The sequence below is a fragment of the Deltaproteobacteria bacterium genome (assembly GCA_029860075.1).
Taxonomy (GTDB): Bacteria; Desulfobacterota; JADFVX01; order JADFVX01; family JADFVX01; genus JAOUBX01.
The window spans coordinates 20,088-38,028 of sequence record JAOUBX010000026.1 but is presented as its reverse complement, the minus strand read 5'-3'; the positions used below and the strand labels follow the sequence as shown (position 1 = coordinate 38,028).

Sequence of the window (17,941 nt, the reverse complement as noted above, 5' to 3'; positions counted from 1 at the left end):
TTTAATTATTGGCTCTGGTAAGGGGAATTCTACAAACAGGGTGTTTCTACAGCCTCATTATGTGCGGAGTAAGGACTAAAGAAATATGAAAAACTTTCTTCAACGAATATTAAATGGGGCAACGTACGGGATAGGGTTTTCACTTGTATTTGTAGCGGTAATGCATTTATATATCACACACCTTAAAGAGCAGGTGGAAGAGCAAGGTTACTCCGATTATCCGGAGGAGTTAAAGGAAGAATATTATAGTGATATTTTGGTTGAGACTTTGCAATTTTTCATGGTTGAAGGCCAGATTAGTATCATCGGCAAGGTAACGAACAAAACGCCGGTTGACTTGTTGCAGGTCAATGTCGCGGCAAGTGTAGAGTACGAAGGTAAACCTATAGAAAAATGTACCGCTCTTGCTGAAGGGTATATTAAAAGCGGTGGATCTACAAAAGTAACAATTTATTGTTCAGATCATTGGGATTCAGTAGATCCGAAAAAGTTAAGTGCGCAATATAGGCCGAGTAACGTATATTTAGCGTATGAGTAAAAAGGGCAGTGGAGCACATAACCAACTGGCAACCCATAAGGAAAAGGGGACACCCATTAAAAGGCACCGTGTCAAGGGCAAAAAGTATCCCCTGACGAGAAAAAGTCCCTTTTTACAATACGTTATGCTTAAAAAATGAAAAACAGAGTTTACCCATTAGCAGAGCTAGAAATACCTATGTCAGTGATTGACAAATTCGGGCCTTTTGATGAGTTTGCTCGAGATGCATCAATGGTCACGGTGGAGTTAAAAAATGGGGAAATTATAACTGGGGTACTCATTGTATACCCAAACTACATAGGTGCTATTGAAGGAGAAGATGATTTGATCTTTTCACCTAAAGAGGTAATTAAGGTATTCCAGACACCGGAAGATCTAAAAAAACGGAGCAAATCTGGTTGGTTCTGGCTGTATGATCCAAAGGAGTTTAGTAGGCTATGAAGTTACGCTCCTTGTAATACCTGACATATTCCTGACCTGGCCGGCATTGTGTAAAAGCTCACTATGAAACAAAAGAAAATACTTAAACCAGGCAATGAATGTTCTTTCCAAAAGATGGGAATTGGTCAATCATTGGCAATATTTGCTGCCGCTTCCATTGCTTTAATCCTGGAGACACAATTACTTATTCCAGCTCTAAGCGCAGCTGCCGGATTGGAACCCATACTTTCCTGGTTTATCGTAGCAGGAGTAGGCATATTTACCCCAATGTTGATGGTAACTGCATTTATACTGAGAAAAGAAGGCGCTCTGTTTCAGCCCGGATTTTGGAGAAATCGTCTTCGTTTCCATCGTATGAATAGAGGCGATTGGTTTTGGAGTTTTGGCGCTATAATTGTCATCGGAATTATGAGTTCAGGAATGATGAAAGGGGCAGAAGTCATTGTCGGTCAAATGGAGCCCCAGCCATCTTTTATGTCATTTGAGCCACTTACCTCTGAGAGGTATTGGGTGTTGGGAATTTGGCTTCCATACTGGATACTTAATATTATGGGTGAAGAAATCTTATGGCGAGGAACGATGCTTCCACGTCAAGAACTAGCTTTCGGAAAACAAACCTGGTTATTTCACAGTATGGGATGGGGTATTTTTCATATTGCCTTCGGTTGGCAGCTTCTTGTTATCTTATTGCCTGTCTTGTTTATCCAACCTTACGTGGTTCAACGTCGCAAGAATACCTGGGTTGGAGTAGTTATTCATGGAGGAATTAATGGCTCAGGATTCTTGGCCATTGCCTTCGGATTGCTATAGGGAGGCTAAAAGTTTTGTCGCTTATCCAACAAACAAAATTTAACTATTGCATTCAAACAGAACTTGATCCGCCGAAAATATCTCAAATTGTGTCAATAGATTGCAAGCGCATTGTTTTTCCAGGTTCAGTGTTGCTGATCGCATAGGCCTGTCTGCTGAAATGATAGCTCGTATCTATCGTTACCGTTAGCAAATTGAACTGCTCTTCCGCCGGTTTAAGTGTATTCCTGTTATTTAGCTTTTTCTTGGACATAAATAGCAACTTTGCTTGCAAATTCCCTCCTTTTTATGTATACTTCCATCAATTATGCTGCAAGCAGCAATTTACGGTAAAAATAACCCCTATATTTGGAGAATAACTGATGAATTTACAACTGGCGCTTGATGTTCTTGACAGTAAAAAAGCTATGGAATTGGCAGAGGTGACACGTGAACATGTTGATATTATAGAAATAGGCACTCCCTTAATGAAGCATGAAGGTATTCACATTTTAAAATTGTTGAGAGAGGCTTTCCCGGAAAAAATTATCTTTGTAGATTTGAAAACCATGGATGTTGGCGAGTATGAAGCGGATTTTTGCTTTAACTGCGGCGCCGATATTGTTTCCGTTCTGGGCGTTGCTGATTTGGATACCATTAAGGGCAGTGCAAAGGCAGCCAGAAAGCATAATGCTAAAGTGCTTGTCGATATGATAAATCACCCTGACAAGACAAAAAGGGCCATTGAAGTTAAAAAGGTTGGTGCTGATTTTATCGGCGTACATTCAGGTATCGATCAACAGCTAAGAGGAATTTCACCCTTAAACGATCTCAAGGTGATTTGCCGGGTGACAGACATGCCGGTTTTTGTGGCCGGCGGGATAAATCTCTCCAATATTGGCGATATTAAAAAAGAAAATCCCGATACAGTCATTGTCGGTGGCGCAATCACCTCTTCAGAAAACCCTGCCTTGGCCGCAAAGCAAATAAAAGAGAGTTTGTTATGAAAGAAATTGCCGTCAGTCTTACATCTCAGGTAATTAAAAGTATTGAGAATATTAATCCCCGGGTAATCAATCACTTTGATGATTTTATTCATTCCCATGAGAGGATATTTGTTGTTGGGGCCGGGCGAAGTGGCCTTGTGGGTAAGTTTTTTGGAATGCGGCTCATGCATATAGGAAAAAGTGTTCATATTGTTGGTGAAACTCTGACACCAAGAATTAATGAAGGGAGTATCCTCATCGCTATCTCCGGTTCAGGAGAAACATCCTCCGTTATTTCCGTTTGTAAAAAAGCAAAAGAAAGCAATGCCAAAATTGTGCTTTTTACGTCAAGTGAAAAAAGCGCTTTGTCCGCAATGTCTGATCTGGTGATAAAAGTGGAAGGTCCGGCGGAAAAACCCCAGAATGATGTCAATGTGATGCCTATGGGCACATTTTTTGAAATTACAACGTTAATATTACTGGAATCATCCATAGGAAAATCGATATTTAACTTTGAGATAACAGAAAATGAATTGAAACTTCGTCATACAAACCTGGAATAGGACTCTCCTGAACAAAGATTCTCTTGATTAGTCCCCCTTTTTAATTTATAACGAATAAGGTTAGATTGTGTGAGGAAGCGCAATCAGAACCCTTTGCCGGACAAACCCGGTGGTAAAGGATTGCCTTGTTTCTGAGACCATGAGCGCTTGCCTGGATCAAGGCTTGCTCCTGCCGTGATGATATGTATATGCCGCTGGAAGTCCAAAGCTCCGGAATGTGTATTCAAAACAGCAACAGCATACTCTGCCCCATTGATTTATGAAAATTGGCTGCCAGGCCCTGTATTTTTTTCTTGCATATACAGATAATTTTTGATAGTTATTCTTACCGGGGGAGGGTAGTGCAATGGGGGGAACCGGAAAAGTGAATAATATTAAAAGCCCGCACCTGATGATCCAGGTTGCGGGTTTTTTTTTGAGCCTGGCCGTCTATGGCTTTGGATTTTTCAGTCTCCATTTGCCTTTGTATTTGCAATTGGAGCAGCATTGACAACAATTGGCTGAAATCCGGCAAGGCTTGAAAAGCAGTTGTTACTTTATGGCGGTTTAGCGCACTGGTCAGCAATAAAGTGAAAAAATGTTAACGCCTTAATCATCTTACTCTATGAGTAAAAACATCTAAATAATGGAGGGTTCAAAATGAATGATATGTATGACAACCAGGTAGGTCCCGGCGTTCAGGGAAAGGGCAGTATCGCTATTTACACTAACAGGCGAACTGCCAAAATATTATATTCTCCGCAGGACGAGTCCAGGTCAACGGCGCTTTATAATATTAACAGCGCAAGGCCGGACAAACCCCTTCCTGTTGGAGAATGGCTTGAAATTCCTAATGCCGATAATGTTTATATCGACTATGAAGTGGAGCCTGAAGGTGATATTAAAATTTGTTGGTCCCTGTAAGGAAACATAATCAATTGCTCCGAGACAAAGAAGGGCTTTCCACTTTGCCTTGATTGAAGGAACCCAATGCGCCGCCAGGGATTCAAGACCAAAGACCTGAACTCAAGGCAGTCCTGAGAGCTTGTTTTGCCGTGACCTGCTATTAAAACTCTCCTTAGCGTTCTTCCCATCTTTGAGAAAAAATTTATACGATTAACCAGGCAATACCTTTAGGGTGTTTAGGGCAGGGGGTAGAGGGGATACATTGTAATACCTTTTATTGCCGGGTAATAACCTGTTATGGGGTTAGTAAAACCGGTAATCATTCTAATTAACTGGAGGTAACTAGCAATGAAGAAATTGTCACGTCGAAAATTCATGGGGGCTACATTAGGACTTGGCGGAACAATTATGGTTCCGGGATTGGTTTTTCCGGCTGCCTTGCCAAAGTTAAAAAGCGGTTCTTCCCAATTGAGTACAACATCGGCGCTGGAGACCATTAAAAAACAAATTGCAAAATGGGGACAGGAAGGTCAGAAATATAAAAATGACAAACTCGATTTTAATAAAGATGAAGAATGGGACAGGCTGCTTCAGAATTATTTCGAAGCCGATAAATTTACCTGCACTTCTGTTAATTCTGCCAACCTCTGTCCATCCCTGAAACCCGTTGATGAGATGGTGTCCATGGTTCAGCAAATGCTGGCTGAAGATATTTCCTTTCCCATGCGGGCGGAACTGGCTCAGGCCGGCCTGGGGTATGGACTGGATGCCATTAAAAACTGGATAGGTCTGGGGGCGTCAAACTGTGAGCCGCAGTGCCTGGTTGCGCTTACCCGTAACACGACGGAAGGAAACAATTTTATCAACAATGGTCTTGTAACGTCCGGTTTTTTTAATCCCGGTGAACATAATGTTGTTGTATGGGATGTCAATCACCCAACCAATCTCGACGCATGGTTTTATCGTAAAGCCACCCAGGGCTGGGGAAAGAATTCCATTAAATCATTACAAACAAAAATGTTTTCGCAAAAGGTCTCTGAAGAAGAAAGAAAAATGGGCATGATCCCATCAGATCCACAGAGTGAAGACGATATTATTTTGCCCCTTAAAAACCTGCTGGACAGTCGAACAAAGATGGTCACCTTGTCCTGGCAGTCAAATGAATGCGGAATGCTTTTACCCATGGACCGTATCGTGACCGAAGTGAGGTCCATTAACAGAAATATCTATATCCACGCAGACAGTGCCCAAACCTTTGGCGTGCTCGATCTTAAATTGGATAAAATCGACGTGGATAGCATTACAGGCAGTTTCCATAAATGGCCTTGCGGACCCAAAATGGTTGGAATTATTTACATGAAAAAAGAGACGGACGCCGCCAGGAACTTTACACCTGATGTGTGGGGTTATGATGAATACATTAAAACGCCTGCTGACTATGGCTATGATCCGGAAAGGGGAGCAATGGACCCGAATAGCAAGCGCTTTTCCTACCTGGGGCAACAAAATGACGCCACCCTGGTTTCTACGTGGATTACTGCGCTATTTCATAGGGGACATTTTCATCCCAATGTATCTCCTGCCAAAATTGAGGCGCGCATACATTATCTGGGTGATCAGGCAAAAGCAGCGCTTTATAAACATTTGCCAAAGATTTTTCCTCAGTTTACTGAAAAAACAGCCTATAAATGGATTGCCACACCTACGACAAATGATAAATTCCGCAGTTCCGTATTTCTCTTCAAGGTTCCCCATGGTATTGAGGCAGGAGATGTGATGAAGCATGTTTATGAGCGGCACAAATTTGCCATAGCCAACCTGAAGGTTAAGGGCCATGACTTGCTCCGAATTGCTCCCACAATAAGCAATTCATCGAAAGATGTGCACAGGGTTGTTGAAGCCATTGTTGACGTTATCCTGGCAATGAAAAAAGGCAAATTGGCAAATAAAACTCACCTGCGCTCATATGCATAGCTTTGCAGCGCGCCTAAATAGTTCGACTGCAAATCTTGTGAAATAATGAGATAAATTGTGCATAAATCGCTTGCACCCAAAGAAGGCAATGTTTGTCTCTTGCCCGGCAGCCGATAGGCTAAATAATAAAGTCATCGGGTTTTTCTTGTTTTATCCGTTCAAGCATTTTAGCTTCTCACAAGCTTATTGCCAGTCCCGCCTTTAAATAGTAAAATTCAGGCATAAAAGAACGGAGGACTTCCTGATCAAAGATTCAGCCTTCCTTTACAGAGACGGCAAATGGCTTGTGATAAATAAACCGACGGGCTTGTCAACTTATGGGGCCAATCCCGGCGATACGGGAATAGCCGAGTGGCTGGAACTTCATCATGGCCTCAAGGTTTTTGTATGCTCCCGCCTCGATAAGGGAACAAGTGGCATTCTCCTTTTTGCATTAACGCCTGAGGCCAGTGGTGAAGCTGAAAGGATTCATGAAAAAAACCTTGCCGGAAAAAGCTATTATTTTATATCGGACGGCAAGCATGCAGGGAAAAGAGAATGGTCCTGCTCTGAACCGCTTGACGGGAAAGCATGTGTTACGGGCTTTAGCGAAATAAAGAGCGGCTTTGGCTATTTTCTCTACAGGGCACAAATAAGGCGGGGAAGAAGACATCAGGTGAGGCGTCATGCGGCATTATCGGGGGTAGCTCTTCTCGGTGATGATAAATATGGCGGGACACCTTTTCCAAGGCTTTGCCTTCACTGTGCGGAACTTACCTGGCCAGGACTTGAAGAACCCATACAGATAGATTTGCCGCCGTCATTTCAAATGCTTTTGGAAGGAGAAAAGAGGATTCTCATTGAAGCGGCTATCGCTTATGAAAGGCGTCTTCACTGGTTGCAGACGGTTTCAGAGGCTTTTCGGATTGTTCATCGTGGTGAGCTTGGCGCTTATGACTTGTCGCTTGATCTTTTCGGTTCCTGGCTTTTACTTACCGGGTATGATGAAAAGCTATCATCGGAGCAGTTAAAGGTTGCTCTGGAAAGTGTTTTCCCTTTTTGGAAAGAGCGTTATCATTTCCAGGGAGGAATAATAAGAAACAACCGGAAAAACCCTCATGAGAAAAAGCTTTTTGGTGACCTTCTTGCTTTCGGGGAAAAACCGCCTGCCGCCTTTTTTGTAAAAGAACAGGATTTAAGTTATGAGATTGCCCTGAATGATTGTCAACATACGGGCCTCTTTCTTGACCAGCGTGACTCGCGTAAAAGGGTCGAGGTTGTGGCCGAGGGGAGGCGCATAGCAAATCTCTTTTCCTTTACCTGTTCTTTTTCTGCTGTTTCTGTTGATGCAGGGGCTGAAGTTGTTTTTTCCGTCGATCTTGCTTCCGGGGCTTTAGAACGAGGGAAAAAAAATTTTGATTTGAACGGATTGAGTAAAAGTGGTAGGGGAAAGTTTATCAAAGAAGATGTTCTTAAATGGTTGACCCGTCAGGTGCGAAAGAAGGAAGGTGATCCCGTGGGATATAAAGCCTGGGACTTAATTATCTGTGATCCGCCTGTATTTGCCGCTTCAGGGAAAGGGAGCGCATTTTCCGTCGAAAAAGCGTGGCCTCTCCTGGCAGAGCATATTCGCTTGATTCTTTCTCACAAAGGGATTGCGCTCATGGCAAATAACCACAGAAGTGGAAGTGACAAGTATTACAGAACTGTTCTTGAAAAAGAGTTTTCCCGTGTTATACCCTTTCGTCCACCTTTCGATTTTCCCGAGTTACCGGGACATGGTTCTCATGTGCGGATTTACTGGTGCGAGGTTTGACCTGAAAAGGGCAGCCGGGCATGGATTTAGAGTGTAATCTGTTGGTTTTATAGTGTTTTCAGAAAATCCCGGCTTCCACCCACAGGTCAAGCGGGCATTTTCCAGGTTAAATTGAATATGACGCGATTGGCAATTGATATGTATCCCTGCCGGGAAATATGTATTTCCAGCGGCATGTCGTGTAATGATGGTGTTTTATCATTGGGGTGCGGCCAGTTTTTTTGCTTTTTCCTTTTGTTCGTCATTTAGAATCATCATGGACTCAACTTTGGTTTTTACGTGCCTCATACTCAGCTTGTTTTGAAGTTCCGACATTTCCCTGATTTTTTCTTCCGCTTTTTTCATATCAATCTCTTCTTTGGCAAGGAGTTCGTTGAGTTCCCTTTTCGCTACTCTCAGCCTCGCTTTTTCGACAACGCAAAATCTGTCACAATCACCCTTGATCTCGCGAAGCTGCCTGATCTGATCCTGGCTGAGGCCAAGTTTTTCAGCATTCATGAGGTAAAGATGGTTTTCACGGGTTTTGTCGTCACACTCAAGGAGCATACCGTGGGTGTTTACATCATTGTCCTGGTTTTCAGCATTTGCCTGGAAGGGGAGTAAGAAAAAGAGAAAAAAGGTAATGATTAACAATTGTCTCATGGCTTAAAACCTCCCTTTGTTTAAGTGGCTTTCTACTTTATTGATGAAATAAAGGCATTTTAGATGCAAAAAATGAATCCCCGGCGCTTGTCTGTTCTTATCAAAAGAGAAGGCAGTCTTTTTACGCCTTTTGGTACTTTCAATGATAGTGTTGTTTTATAAGTGAAAGTATAGCAGGAGGAAATGAGAGAACAAGGAAAGGAATTGGAAAAAAAAGAGACAATAAAAAGCCCCTTTCAGCAAACACGCTGAAAGGGGACTGTCTTTGAGAAGTCATTTTCTCTTACTTTGCTTCCAGGGAATATTTAGCTTTTACCCAGGCGTCAAATCCACCTTTTAGCGCATATACTTTCTGGAAACCAAGCCTTTTTAACATCACCGCCACACGGGCGCTGGTTGCTTCGTTCTTTCAGGTGCAGTAAACAACGATTTCACTGCCCATGGGAATTTTCGATGCCGCTTCTTTGGCGACATTTTGGTAGGCTAGCCTGATAGCGCCCTTGATCTTTTGATTGCTGTGATCCCAGGACCCGCCCGTTCTCGAATCTATGACGGCAATTTTTTCCTTTTTGTCCATTTTTGCCTTGAGTGTTTCAACGGTCATTTTGGGGATAGCATTCACATCTTTGGCGAGAATATTCTCTTCTACCCCTGCGGCAAAAACAGTAAAGGGAAACAGCAATAACATGAGTCCAAATAATAGTCTGATCAAAAAACCACCTCCTTTTTAAGAAATTTGGGGAATCTTTAATTTACTTCATTTTCGAGCCTTGTAAGCCATGCCTCGTAAGCATCCTCATCGATGCCCAGAATGGAAGAGCCGAAAAGGAGCGCTTCTTTTTCCTTTGCGATTTTTCCGTAATTGATCTTTACAATACGGTAAAGGGCCAGGGCAATAACATCTTCATCGCGTCCCTTGAAACGGGGGTGAAGGGTAATGCAGTAACACTCGTCTTTTCCATTGTTTACCCTGTCCAGCCTTGAAGACTGATTATCTTCAAGGGCAAGCTCATTGTAGTCGATGACAGTAGGAAATCTGACGACTTCGCGATTGTTAAGTGCTTCAAGAAAGGTTTCAAGGGAGTCCATTTTACCGTACCTGGATAGCGATTTTTCAGTAACCATCATGATATGGTTCTCCAGCCCCTCTCTCAGTCTCTGCGCATTCAGTTTCTTGTCGTATTCCGGTGGATAGTTTCTTTCAGACATGAGGGCCTCTTTTCAACATAGGCATAGGCGCTATGGTTGTGTATGGATTCAAAGTTTTCAGCTTCAATACTGAACCAGGTTATTTCATCTCTTGCATTTAACTTAAGGAATATTTCTCTCACCAGGTCTTCAACAAACCTTGGATTGTCATAGGCCTTTTCCGTAACGTACTTTTCGTCAGGTCTTTTAAGGAGTGAATATATTTCACAACTGGCGCTTTTTTCAATAATTTCAATGACATCCTCTATCCAGATAAATTTATCAAAGCGGAAACTGACGGTGACAATGCTACGCTGGTTGTGGGCGCCTCTTTCGCTGATCTCTTTTGAACAGGGACAGAGACTGGTAATGGGAACGGCAACTGAAATGATAAAGTCCTTCCCTTCATTACTGGTTCCTTTAAAGCGGCAGTTATAATCGACAAGGCCCTTTTCCCCGGAAACGGGGGCTTCCTTTTCTATGAAATAGGGGAATTCAACCTCAAGATGTGCCGAAGCGGCATTGAGCTTTTCCTTCATATTGTCAATGATTTCGACAAAGTTATGAACCGATATTTCCCCGTGGTATTGATTGAGGACTTTAACAAAGCGGCTCATATGGGTCCCCTTGAAATGGTGAGGGAGGTCGACATACATGTTGATCTTTGCTACCGTATGCTGATACTTTTTTTTCTTGTCATGAACGAGGATGGGATACCTGATATTTTTGACGCCCACCTTCTCCAGTTCTATTTTTCGCGTATCTTTTTCGTTCTGGATATCCCTTGTCTTTGCAGTCATGATTATTCCTCATAATAGGAGGCGGCAGCACAGTCTGTCTCCCATACAGTGATCTTTTTTACCTTTGCCGTACCGGCAAGGCCCCTGCTTAGTTCCTCATAAATGTATTTTGCAATATTTTCCGATGAGGGATTAATTTCCCTGAAGGCTTTATGGTCATTCAGGTAAATATGATCCAGGTCGCTAATGATGTGGTTGCTCTTTTTTTTGAGTACGTTAAAATCGACTGCCAGTCCCCTTTCATCGAGATCTTTGGTTTTCACCACAATGTCTATTTTCCAGTTGTGGCCATGGAGCGTTTCACAGGCGCCGTCATAGTTCCTTAAATTGTGGGCCGAGGCAAACTCGGTTTTGATCATAATTTCATACATTTTATTTCTTTAGTCCTTAATCAAGATAGTGTATGGAATGGTCAATATCACCATTCCTGATTTCCAGAATACCGACAGCGAGTTTTTTCCCCGGTCTTTTTTGTCCTCCCCCGCCGGGATTAAAAAAAAGTGTATTGCCCCTCACCTTGACATGCTGCTCGTGGGTATGGCCGAAAACAACTATATCAGGATTAATTGAATCAATATCATTCATTACCGAGGGCAAGAGCCTTCCGAATTCAATAACCTTGTGAGTGAGGTAGGTTTTTTTATCCCCCAGAATCAATATTTCTTTTTCCCTGCATTTTTCCGTTAAGGGAAAGCTGTCCGTATTACCCAGGACAGCCTTGACCGGCGCAAGGGTTTCCAGATCGGAGAGTATACCTTCATTGCCGACATCACCTGCATGGAGGATTAACTCAACTTCATTAAAATAATCAAATACATGGGGATGGATTTGACCGTGTGTATCGGATATGACGCCTACTTTCATAGTTACCAATGATACAGATTTTTGCTTCTTGCAACAATAAAAAAAGCCCGGTCTTTAGACCGGGCTTTAAAAAACGTTGATGAGAGGCTTACATCATGCCGGGCATACCGCCCATGCCACCCATGCCGCCAGGCATGCCGCCGGGCATAGCGCCTGCGCCGCCTTCTTCAGGAACTTCAGCGATCATTGCTTCAGTAGTGAGCATAAGTGATGCAACACTTGCCGCATTTTGAAGCGCTGTTCTTGTGACCTTGGTAGGATCGATGATACCGCTTTTGATCATATTTTCATACTCATCGTTAGCCGCATTGAAACCGAAGTCGTCTTTGCCTTCCTTGATTTTCTGGACAACAACAGAGGGTTCGAGGCCTGCATTAGCTATGATTTGCCTGATGGGCTCCTCAAGAGCTCTTTTAACAATGCTTACACCGACTTCCTGGTCGTGGTTAACTACTTTAAGACCATCGAGTGTAGAGATCGTTCTAAGAAGCGCAACGCCGCCGCCGGGAACGATGCCTTCTTCAACAGCCGCTCTCGTTGCGTGAAGCGCATCTTCTACTCTTGCCTTTTTCTCTTTCATTTCCGTTTCAGTGGCAGCGCCCACATTAATTACGGCAACACCGCCAACGAGCTTGGCAAGTCTTTCCTGGAGCTTTTCTCTGTCGTAATCGGAAGAAGTTTCTTCAACCTGAGCCCTGATCTGCTTTACACGGCCTTCAAGGGCAGACTTCTCACCGGCGCCGTCAATAATAGTTGTGTTTTCCTTGTCAACGACGATTCTCTTTGCTCTTCCGAGATCATCGAGAGTAAGAGCGTCAAGCTTGATACCAAGTTCCTCAGCGATGAGTTTGCCGCCTGTCAGCGTGGCAATATCTTCAAGCATGGCTTTTCTTCTGTCGCCAAAGCCGGGAGCTTTTACGGCGCAGCAGTTAAGGGTTCCTCTCAGCTTGTTAACAACGAGTGTTGCAAGCGCTTCGCCTTCGATATCTTCAGCGATAATGATGAATGGCTTGCCTGATTTTGCAATCTGCTCAAGGATGGGGAGAATGTCCTTCATGTTGGTAATCTTTTTTTCATGGATAAGAATGAAAGCATCTTCCAGAACCGCCTCCATTCTTTCAGGATCAGTCACCATGTAAGGAGAGAGGTATCCTCTGTCAAACTGCATACCTTCAACAACGTCGAGGGTTGTTTCCATGCCTTTGGCTTCCTCAACAGTGATAACACCTTCTTTGCCGACCTTGTTCATTGCTTCGGCGATGATATTACCGATGGTCTCATCGTTGTTGGCGGAAATGGTTCCAACCTGGGCAATCTCTTTCTGGTCTTTTGTCGGTTTGCTGATTTTCTTAAGCTCACCAACGCTTACTTCAACGGCCTTGTCGATCCCTCTTTTTACGTCCATGGGATTAGCGCCTGCCGCTACCATCTTGGAGCCTTCTTTTACGATGGCCTGGGCAAGAACGGTAGCTGTAGTCGTACCGTCACCTGCAACGTCAGAGGTCTTGGAAGCAACTTCCTTAACCATCTGTGCACCCATGTTTTCGAATTTGTCTTCCAGTTCGATTTCCTTGGCTACTGTTACACCATCTTTGGTGATTACAGGGGAACCGAATGATTTATCTATGATTACGTTTCTACCTTTAGGTCCGAGTGTTACTTTTACAGCATCGGCAAGTTGGTTTACTCCACCCAGAATTGCGCGCCTTGCCTCTTCACTGAAATTAATTTCTTTTGCCGCCATTTATCTTTCTCCTTTCTTGTCTTGTTTCTTACTCAAAAATTGCGAGGATATCGTCTTCACGCATAATGAGGAATTCTTCACCATCAATTTTAACGTCTGTACCGGAGTACTTACTGAAAAGTATTTTATCTCCCACTTTTACGTCCAGTGGAGTTACTTTTCCTTCATCGGAAATTCTTCCGTTTCCTACGGCTGCAATTTGACCTTCTGCAGGCTTTTCCTTTGCACTGTCAGGGATGATAATTCCACCCTTGCTTACCTCTTCCTCCTCAAGTCTCTTGACGAGAACTCTTTCATGAAGTGGTCTGATTTTGCTCATTTTATAAAACTCCTTTCTTTCATCTTCTATGTTTTGGATTTTTGCCTTTTTAGCACTCTCACAGGGAGAGTGCTAATGAGTAGTTAGAAATATAATAACAGGCATTTATAAAATCAAGGGGGGGAGGGTACTTTTTTTAACTTTTTTCTTTTTGCTGGTTATTTGATGGGTTGCCGGGGGTAAAGGATTAGTTGTATTGCAACTCGTCGAGCAGTTCGTTGACGAGAATATGGGCCGTGTCTTCGGCAAGGACTTCAATTGCCTGAAGCTGATTCATATCTTCAGATTCAAAGACTTCATTATTCGATTCGGAAACTTCAAAGAGGGGTTTTTTTGTCAGGTCATTCCAGAATTTAATGACGGCCTTTACCTTGACGCCGTCACGGCCGCAGCAGCCCTGTTCATATTTGTAGTTACTTACTTCCCCTGTAATATAGTAACAGTCTGAAGCAGCAGGGCATTGCTGTCCCATGTAGAAATCAAAATTATAGGTTTTGCCGTTGCGGCCGCTGAAATAGTCCTTTTTTGTCAGTTTCGTATAAAACTGGTCGGAAATAAGTTTTATAACCTCATCGGGAGTCGAGGCGCCGGAAAAGGGCCTGAAAAATATCATGTTTTTTTTGCCGGTGATTCTTTCATCGCTTAAACGATTGAGATGTGAACAGCTGTTTAAAAAAAGGGAAACTATGAGGAGGGCAAAGAGAATTCTCATAGGTCAAAGCCTCTTTTTTCCATTTCTTCGGTAAAGAGTTTGTTGTACATGACTTCCCACTCCCTGCTTCCTTCAGGAATAACTCTTGTATAGGAACGGATTTTTTTTCTTATCATGTCATCGACCTGGTCTTCGGCCTTGAAATAATTGAGGAGTATTTTTTTAATATCATGAAGGACGGGAACCTTTCCTCCTTCATCGATGCAGGATTCTTCTTCAAAGAGGTCGAGGATAAGATGTGAGAGGTGGCTCACCCTGTCATCACTGAATCTCATAGTATGAACCCCTTCTCTTTGGCTATTTTTGATTTTATCATGGAGAAAATTTTTCTTGAATCGACTTCACCTCTCTCAATCTGGCTTGCGTAGCTTGCCATGATCCGCTTTACTTCCCTGTCAATCTGCTCTTCGCCTTTCAGGTTGTCTGCGAATATGGCCCTGATCTTTTCCCTAAGCTTGTTTTCACTTTCGCCGAGCCGGAAATAGTCATTTTTTTTTAACTCATTAACGAGAATAAGCGATATTTTTTCAAGCTCTTTTTCATGATCTTTCATGATCCTAAAACTAACAGAGGCAGGGGGCTTTTGCAAGTGAAAAGCAGTATATTAAGCATTTGTTTACAAATGGTATTTATTGCGATATATTTGCTTATAAATAAAGAAATATTAAATGCGGCTAAAAAAGCTGTTTTTGACGCGCTGATTGATATCTCTTCAATTGATATCCGGGGATAGCAGAAAAGTTTGGAAAGGCCATTTTATTGTTTTTTTAATGTTAATATGCTTTGATGAGATGAAAGAAAGACTCTATATTAATCATTGTTTTCTAAAGTAAGCAGGATATGCCATGGGTGAGCCGAAAGAGCCTGAAGACAGTATTTACAATTTACGGGACGAGATAGATAAAATTTTTCGAGATGTTCTGACTGAAGAGGGATTCTTTGACAGGGTTCATTTCCCTGTTGTAGACATTACGGAGAAAAATGATATTCTGAAAATAGAGATAGAAATTCCCGGATTGTGCAAGGAAGATATAAAACTTGAAATGCTTGGCAATACGCTTGTCCTGGAGGGTAACAAGATTGATCAGGAAGGGTCGGAAAGAGTAAAGTATGTTTGCATGGAAAGGCGTTTTGGCCCCTTCAGAAGGACCATTGTTCTACCTACAATGACGGATATAACGAATGTAAAAACAAAACATGAAAATGGTGTGCTTACCATTACTATGCCCAAGCGGCTGGAACGCAGGGAAGCGGTTAAAACAATTGAAATAGAATAATAAGGGAGGTTCGTTTTGCCTGAAGAAGATGCAAAACAGGAAGAATTAAAAATACCCGGCACCATGCCTATGCTGCCCGTGAGAGATGTGGTCGTGTTCCCCTACATGATCCTGCCCCTCTTTGTCGGCAGAGAGGCGTCAATCAAGGCTGTCGATGAGGCCCTGGCAAAAGACAGGATAATTTTCCTTGCCTCTCAAAAAAGTGTGGAAGACGAAGAGCCCAAAACGAAGGATATCTATCGTTCGGGAACGATTTCCATGATTATGAGGATGCTCAAACTTCCCGACGGCAGGGTCAAGATCCTTGTACAGGGGCTTTCGCGGGGGAAAATAAAAAAATATGTAAAGACCTCCCCTTCCTTTAAGGTGAGTGTGGATAAACTGGATGAGCCGCAGCTTACAGACCTTTCACTTGAAATAGAAGCGCTCATGAGAAACGTCAAGGAGCAGCTCTCTGAAATTGTAAATATGGGAACCCTTGTTGCCCCTGAACTCCTTCAGGTCATTGATGAGATCAATGATCCGGGAAGGCTGGCAGATCTTGTTGCTTCCAACCTGGGCATGAAAGTGGAAGATTCGCAAAAGGCCCTGGAAATAGCCGATCCCGTTAAGCGGCTTAAAAAGGTTAATGAAATGCTTGGCAAGGAACTGGAAGTTATCACCATGCAGGCCAAGATCCAGTCCATGGCGAAAGAAGAGATGACAAAAAGTCAGCGCGAATATTTCCTGAGAGAACAGCTTAAGGCCATCAGGCAGGAACTGGGTGAAACAGACGATCTGAGCGCTGAAATTGATGAACTGAGAGAGCAGATAGATACAGCCGCTATGCCTGATGAGGTTGAAAAGGAGGCTGTCAAACAGCTTGAGCGGCTTGAGAAGATGCACCCCGACTCAGCCGAATCGGGTGTTATAAGAACCTATATAGAATGGCTTGTTGATCTCCCCTGGAGCATCTCTACCGATGACAACCTCGATGTCATTGCCGCCAGAAATGTACTTGATGAAGACCACTATGACCTGGAAAAGCTCAAAGAGAGAATCCTTGAATTTCTTAGTGTGAGAAAACTTACCGATAAAAAGAAAGGGCCTATTCTCTGTTTTGTGGGACCACCGGGGACAGGCAAGACCTCCCTCGGCAAATCTATTGCCAGGGCCATGGGGAGGAAATTTATTCGCATGTCCCTTGGCGGCATGAGAGATGAGGCCGAAATAAGGGGGCACAGAAGAACCTATGTGGGGGCCATGCCCGGAAGAATAGTGCAAAGCCTTAAGCAGGCAGGATCAAATAATCCTGTAATAATGCTTGATGAAGTAGATAAAATAGGTATGGATTTCAGAGGGGACCCCGCCTCGGCGCTTCTTGAAGTCCTCGATCCTGAGCAAAACAACTCTTTCGCCGATCACTATCTCGGCGTACCCTTCGATCTTTCCGATGTAATGTTTATTACAACAGCCAATATGCTCGATCCCATCCCCTCTGCACTGAGGGACAGGATGGAAGTGCTTGAGCTTTCGGGCTATACCCTGGAAGAGAAGATGCAGATATCGAAGCGTTATCTCATCCCGAGGCAGATTGAACAAAACGGTTTGAATGTGGAAAATATATCCATTTCCGATGCTGCGCTCAGGAGTATTATTTCTCAGTACACAAGGGAAGCGGGACTTAGGAACCTTGAAAGGGAGATTGGTTCCGTATGCCGCAAAGTGGCCAGAAAGATAGCGGAAGGACGCAAAAAGAAGAGTGTCGTTACGGCAGGCAACCTGTCGTCCTTTCTCGGTCCTCCCAGGTTTCTGCCGGAGGCTGAAAGAGAAGAAAACGAGATCGGTGTGGCAACGGGTCTTGCCTGGACCCAGACCGGTGGAGAGATCCTTTACGTTGAAACGTCGGTTATGAAAGGGAAGGGGGGGCTCACACTGACAGGTCAACTGGGTGATGTGATGAAGGAGTCGGGCCAGGCGGCGCTCAGCTACACAAGAGCAAATTCGGAAAGACTTGGAATAAGGGATAGTTTTTTTGAAAGTAGTGAGATTCATATTCATGTCCCGTCAGGCGCCATTCCTAAAGATGGCCCTTCGGCAGGCATTACCATGGCCTCATCGCTTGTTTCCGCCGCTACGGGAATCCCCCTGAAAAGAGACGTGGCCATGACCGGTGAAATTACGCTCAGAGGAAGAGTGCTGCCTATTGGTGGTCTGAAAGATAAGGCCCTGGCAGCTATGAGAGCCGGCATTAAGGATATTATTATCCCTGATCAAAACAAAAAGGACCTGGAAGAGATACCCGTTCATTTGCGGAAAAAAATGCATTTTATTCCTATAAGCCATATTGATGATGTTTTTAAGTATGCACTGATCCAAAGTCCTTTTAAAGGTGTCGGTAAGGCCGAAGTAAAACAGGCGGTAATGACTTAATTTTTTGGCTGG

The 17,941-nt window shown here is 43.4% G+C and carries 22 protein-coding genes and 1 pseudogene; 11 read left to right on the top strand and 12 right to left on the bottom strand.

Annotated elements, in window-relative coordinates:
• The first annotated feature begins 85 nt into the window (after nucleotides 1-85).
• The 3 genes from OEV42_09740 (at nucleotide 86) to OEV42_09730 (ending at nucleotide 1,789) form a co-directional block, all read left to right on the top strand.
• Nucleotides 86-538, top strand: coding sequence for a hypothetical protein (locus OEV42_09740; GenBank protein ID MDH3974547.1), 453 nt, complete (start codon nucleotides 86-88; stop codon nucleotides 536-538).
• Between the two features lie 135 nt (nucleotides 539-673).
• Nucleotides 674-979, top strand: a complete 306-nt coding sequence (locus OEV42_09735; protein ID MDH3974546.1) for a hypothetical protein — start codon at nucleotides 674-676, stop codon at nucleotides 977-979.
• Nucleotides 980-1,042: 63 nt separating this feature from the next.
• Nucleotides 1,043-1,789 carry a CPBP family intramembrane metalloprotease gene (locus tag OEV42_09730; protein ID MDH3974545.1) on the top strand — a complete coding sequence of 249 codons (747 nt, stop codon included), beginning with the start codon at nucleotides 1,043-1,045 and terminating at the stop codon, nucleotides 1,787-1,789.
• Nucleotides 1,790-1,871: 82 nt separating this feature from the next.
• Here the strand turns inward: OEV42_09730 and OEV42_09725 are convergent, their stop codons facing one another.
• The gene (locus OEV42_09725) at nucleotides 1,872-2,042 is read right to left on the bottom strand and encodes a hypothetical protein (GenBank protein ID MDH3974544.1); all 171 of its coding nucleotides are present in this window, start codon (nucleotides 2,040-2,042) and stop codon (nucleotides 1,872-1,874) included.
• Between the two features lie 109 nt (nucleotides 2,043-2,151).
• Here OEV42_09725 and hxlA point away from each other — a divergent pair, with 109 nt between their 5' ends.
• From hxlA to OEV42_09700, 5 genes are all read left to right on the top strand, one after another.
• Nucleotides 2,152-2,775: a 3-hexulose-6-phosphate synthase gene (hxlA, locus tag OEV42_09720; GenBank protein ID MDH3974543.1), complete on the top strand. Its 624-nt coding sequence runs from the start codon at nucleotides 2,152-2,154 to the stop codon at nucleotides 2,773-2,775.
• Nucleotides 2,772-3,317: an SIS domain-containing protein gene (locus OEV42_09715; GenBank protein ID MDH3974542.1), complete on the top strand. Its 546-nt coding sequence runs from the start codon at nucleotides 2,772-2,774 to the stop codon at nucleotides 3,315-3,317. Before hxlA ends, OEV42_09715 begins: the two co-directional genes overlap by 4 nt.
• Nucleotides 3,318-3,956: 639 nt before the next feature.
• The gene (locus tag OEV42_09710; protein MDH3974541.1) at nucleotides 3,957-4,220 is read left to right on the top strand and encodes a hypothetical protein; all 264 of its coding nucleotides are present in this window, start codon (nucleotides 3,957-3,959) and stop codon (nucleotides 4,218-4,220) included.
• A 330-nt stretch (nucleotides 4,221-4,550) separates the two neighbouring features.
• The gene (locus OEV42_09705; GenBank protein ID MDH3974540.1) at nucleotides 4,551-6,176 is read left to right on the top strand and encodes an aminotransferase class V-fold PLP-dependent enzyme; all 1,626 of its coding nucleotides are present in this window, start codon (nucleotides 4,551-4,553) and stop codon (nucleotides 6,174-6,176) included.
• A gap of 286 nt (nucleotides 6,177-6,462) precedes the next feature.
• A complete protein-coding gene (locus OEV42_09700; GenBank protein ID MDH3974539.1) occupies nucleotides 6,463-7,971 on the top strand; it encodes a class I SAM-dependent methyltransferase in 1,509 nt (502 codons plus the stop codon).
• 198 nt (nucleotides 7,972-8,169) lie between these two features.
• Here OEV42_09700 and OEV42_09695 read toward each other — a convergent pair whose 3' ends face one another.
• The 11 genes and pseudogenes from OEV42_09695 to OEV42_09645 all read right to left on the bottom strand — a co-directional run bounded on the left by OEV42_09695 (nucleotide 8,170) and on the right by OEV42_09645 (nucleotide 14,793).
• A complete protein-coding gene (locus tag OEV42_09695; protein MDH3974538.1) occupies nucleotides 8,170-8,613 on the bottom strand; it encodes a periplasmic heavy metal sensor in 444 nt (147 codons plus the stop codon).
• Between the two features lie 283 nt (nucleotides 8,614-8,896).
• On the bottom strand, nucleotides 8,897-8,998 hold the full coding sequence (locus tag OEV42_09690) for a hypothetical protein (protein ID MDH3974537.1): 102 nt from the start codon (nucleotides 8,996-8,998) through the stop codon (nucleotides 8,897-8,899).
• A gap of 24 nt (nucleotides 8,999-9,022) precedes the next feature.
• Nucleotides 9,023-9,325: a hypothetical protein gene (locus tag OEV42_09685; GenBank protein MDH3974536.1), complete on the bottom strand. Its 303-nt coding sequence runs from the start codon at nucleotides 9,323-9,325 to the stop codon at nucleotides 9,023-9,025.
• 35 nt (nucleotides 9,326-9,360) lie between these two features.
• Nucleotides 9,361-9,822, bottom strand: a complete 462-nt coding sequence (locus OEV42_09680; protein ID MDH3974535.1) for a hypothetical protein — start codon at nucleotides 9,820-9,822, stop codon at nucleotides 9,361-9,363.
• Nucleotides 9,780-10,601, bottom strand: coding sequence for a GTP cyclohydrolase FolE2 (gene folE2, locus OEV42_09675; protein ID MDH3974534.1), 822 nt, complete (start codon nucleotides 10,599-10,601; stop codon nucleotides 9,780-9,782). Before folE2 ends, OEV42_09680 begins: the two co-directional genes overlap by 43 nt.
• Nucleotides 10,602-10,603: 2 nt before the next feature.
• The gene (queD, locus tag OEV42_09670; protein MDH3974533.1) at nucleotides 10,604-10,972 is read right to left on the bottom strand and encodes a 6-carboxytetrahydropterin synthase QueD; all 369 of its coding nucleotides are present in this window, start codon (nucleotides 10,970-10,972) and stop codon (nucleotides 10,604-10,606) included.
• A 16-nt stretch (nucleotides 10,973-10,988) separates the two neighbouring features.
• Nucleotides 10,989-11,465: a metallophosphatase family protein gene (locus OEV42_09665; GenBank protein ID MDH3974532.1), complete on the bottom strand. Its 477-nt coding sequence runs from the start codon at nucleotides 11,463-11,465 to the stop codon at nucleotides 10,989-10,991.
• Between the two features lie 88 nt (nucleotides 11,466-11,553).
• A complete protein-coding gene (groL, locus tag OEV42_09660; protein ID MDH3974531.1) occupies nucleotides 11,554-13,209 on the bottom strand; it encodes a chaperonin GroEL in 1,656 nt (551 codons plus the stop codon).
• Between the two features lie 28 nt (nucleotides 13,210-13,237).
• Nucleotides 13,238-13,528, bottom strand: coding sequence for a co-chaperone GroES (gene groES / locus OEV42_09655; GenBank protein MDH3974530.1), 291 nt, complete (start codon nucleotides 13,526-13,528; stop codon nucleotides 13,238-13,240).
• Between the two features lie 187 nt (nucleotides 13,529-13,715).
• Nucleotides 13,716-14,240, bottom strand: a complete 525-nt coding sequence (locus OEV42_09650; protein MDH3974529.1) for a hypothetical protein — start codon at nucleotides 14,238-14,240, stop codon at nucleotides 13,716-13,718.
• A pseudogene (locus OEV42_09645) lies at nucleotides 14,237-14,793 on the bottom strand (DUF507 family protein). The gene OEV42_09650 and the pseudogene OEV42_09645 overlap by 4 nt, the downstream one beginning before the upstream one ends.
• A 36-nt stretch (nucleotides 14,794-14,829) precedes the next feature.
• Between OEV42_09645 and OEV42_09640 the strand changes: the two are divergent.
• The 3 genes from OEV42_09640 to lon all read left to right on the top strand — a co-directional run bounded on the left by OEV42_09640 (nucleotide 14,830) and on the right by lon (nucleotide 17,929).
• Nucleotides 14,830-14,973: a hypothetical protein gene (locus OEV42_09640; protein ID MDH3974528.1), complete on the top strand. Its 144-nt coding sequence runs from the start codon at nucleotides 14,830-14,832 to the stop codon at nucleotides 14,971-14,973.
• Nucleotides 14,974-15,085: 112 nt separating this feature from the next.
• Entirely contained in the window at nucleotides 15,086-15,517 is a 432-nt protein-coding gene (locus tag OEV42_09635) for an Hsp20/alpha crystallin family protein (protein ID MDH3974527.1), read from the top strand.
• Between the two features lie 63 nt (nucleotides 15,518-15,580).
• Complete coding sequence (gene lon, locus OEV42_09630) at nucleotides 15,581-17,929, top strand: endopeptidase La (protein ID MDH3974526.1); 2,349 nt, start codon at nucleotides 15,581-15,583, stop codon at nucleotides 17,927-17,929.
• Nucleotides 17,930-17,941 lie beyond the last annotated feature (12 nt).

Bases quoted from the DNA above. Each gene is read 5' to 3' on its own strand.
- OEV42_09695 (MDH3974538.1), bottom strand. From the start codon at position 8,613: ATGAGACAATTGTTAATCATTACCTTTTTTCTCTTTTTCTTACTCCCC.
- OEV42_09665 (MDH3974532.1), bottom strand. From the start codon at position 11,465: ATGAAAGTAGGCGTCATATCCGATACACACGGTCAAATCCATCCCCAT.
- OEV42_09715 (MDH3974542.1), top strand. From the start codon at position 2,772: ATGAAAGAAATTGCCGTCAGTCTTACATCTCAGGTAATTAAAAGTATT.
- queD (MDH3974533.1), bottom strand. From the start codon at position 10,972: ATGTATGAAATTATGATCAAAACCGAGTTTGCCTCGGCCCACAATTTA.
- OEV42_09725 (MDH3974544.1), bottom strand. From the start codon at position 2,042: ATGTCCAAGAAAAAGCTAAATAACAGGAATACACTTAAACCGGCGGAA.
- OEV42_09735 (MDH3974546.1), top strand. From the start codon at position 674: ATGAAAAACAGAGTTTACCCATTAGCAGAGCTAGAAATACCTATGTCA.
- folE2 (MDH3974534.1), bottom strand. From the start codon at position 10,601: ATGACTGCAAAGACAAGGGATATCCAGAACGAAAAAGATACGCGAAAA.
- OEV42_09650 (MDH3974529.1), bottom strand. From the start codon at position 14,240: ATGAGAATTCTCTTTGCCCTCCTCATAGTTTCCCTTTTTTTAAACAGC.
- OEV42_09635 (MDH3974527.1), top strand. From the start codon at position 15,086: ATGGGTGAGCCGAAAGAGCCTGAAGACAGTATTTACAATTTACGGGAC.
- OEV42_09730 (MDH3974545.1), top strand. From the start codon at position 1,043: ATGAAACAAAAGAAAATACTTAAACCAGGCAATGAATGTTCTTTCCAA.
- lon (MDH3974526.1), top strand. From the start codon at position 15,581: ATGCCTATGCTGCCCGTGAGAGATGTGGTCGTGTTCCCCTACATGATC.
- OEV42_09740 (MDH3974547.1), top strand. From the start codon at position 86: ATGAAAAACTTTCTTCAACGAATATTAAATGGGGCAACGTACGGGATA.
- hxlA (MDH3974543.1), top strand. From the start codon at position 2,152: ATGAATTTACAACTGGCGCTTGATGTTCTTGACAGTAAAAAAGCTATG.
- OEV42_09705 (MDH3974540.1), top strand. From the start codon at position 4,551: ATGAAGAAATTGTCACGTCGAAAATTCATGGGGGCTACATTAGGACTT.
- OEV42_09680 (MDH3974535.1), bottom strand. From the start codon at position 9,822: ATGTCTGAAAGAAACTATCCACCGGAATACGACAAGAAACTGAATGCG.
- OEV42_09710 (MDH3974541.1), top strand. From the start codon at position 3,957: ATGAATGATATGTATGACAACCAGGTAGGTCCCGGCGTTCAGGGAAAG.
- groES (MDH3974530.1), bottom strand. From the start codon at position 13,528: ATGAGCAAAATCAGACCACTTCATGAAAGAGTTCTCGTCAAGAGACTT.
- groL (MDH3974531.1), bottom strand. From the start codon at position 13,209: ATGGCGGCAAAAGAAATTAATTTCAGTGAAGAGGCAAGGCGCGCAATT.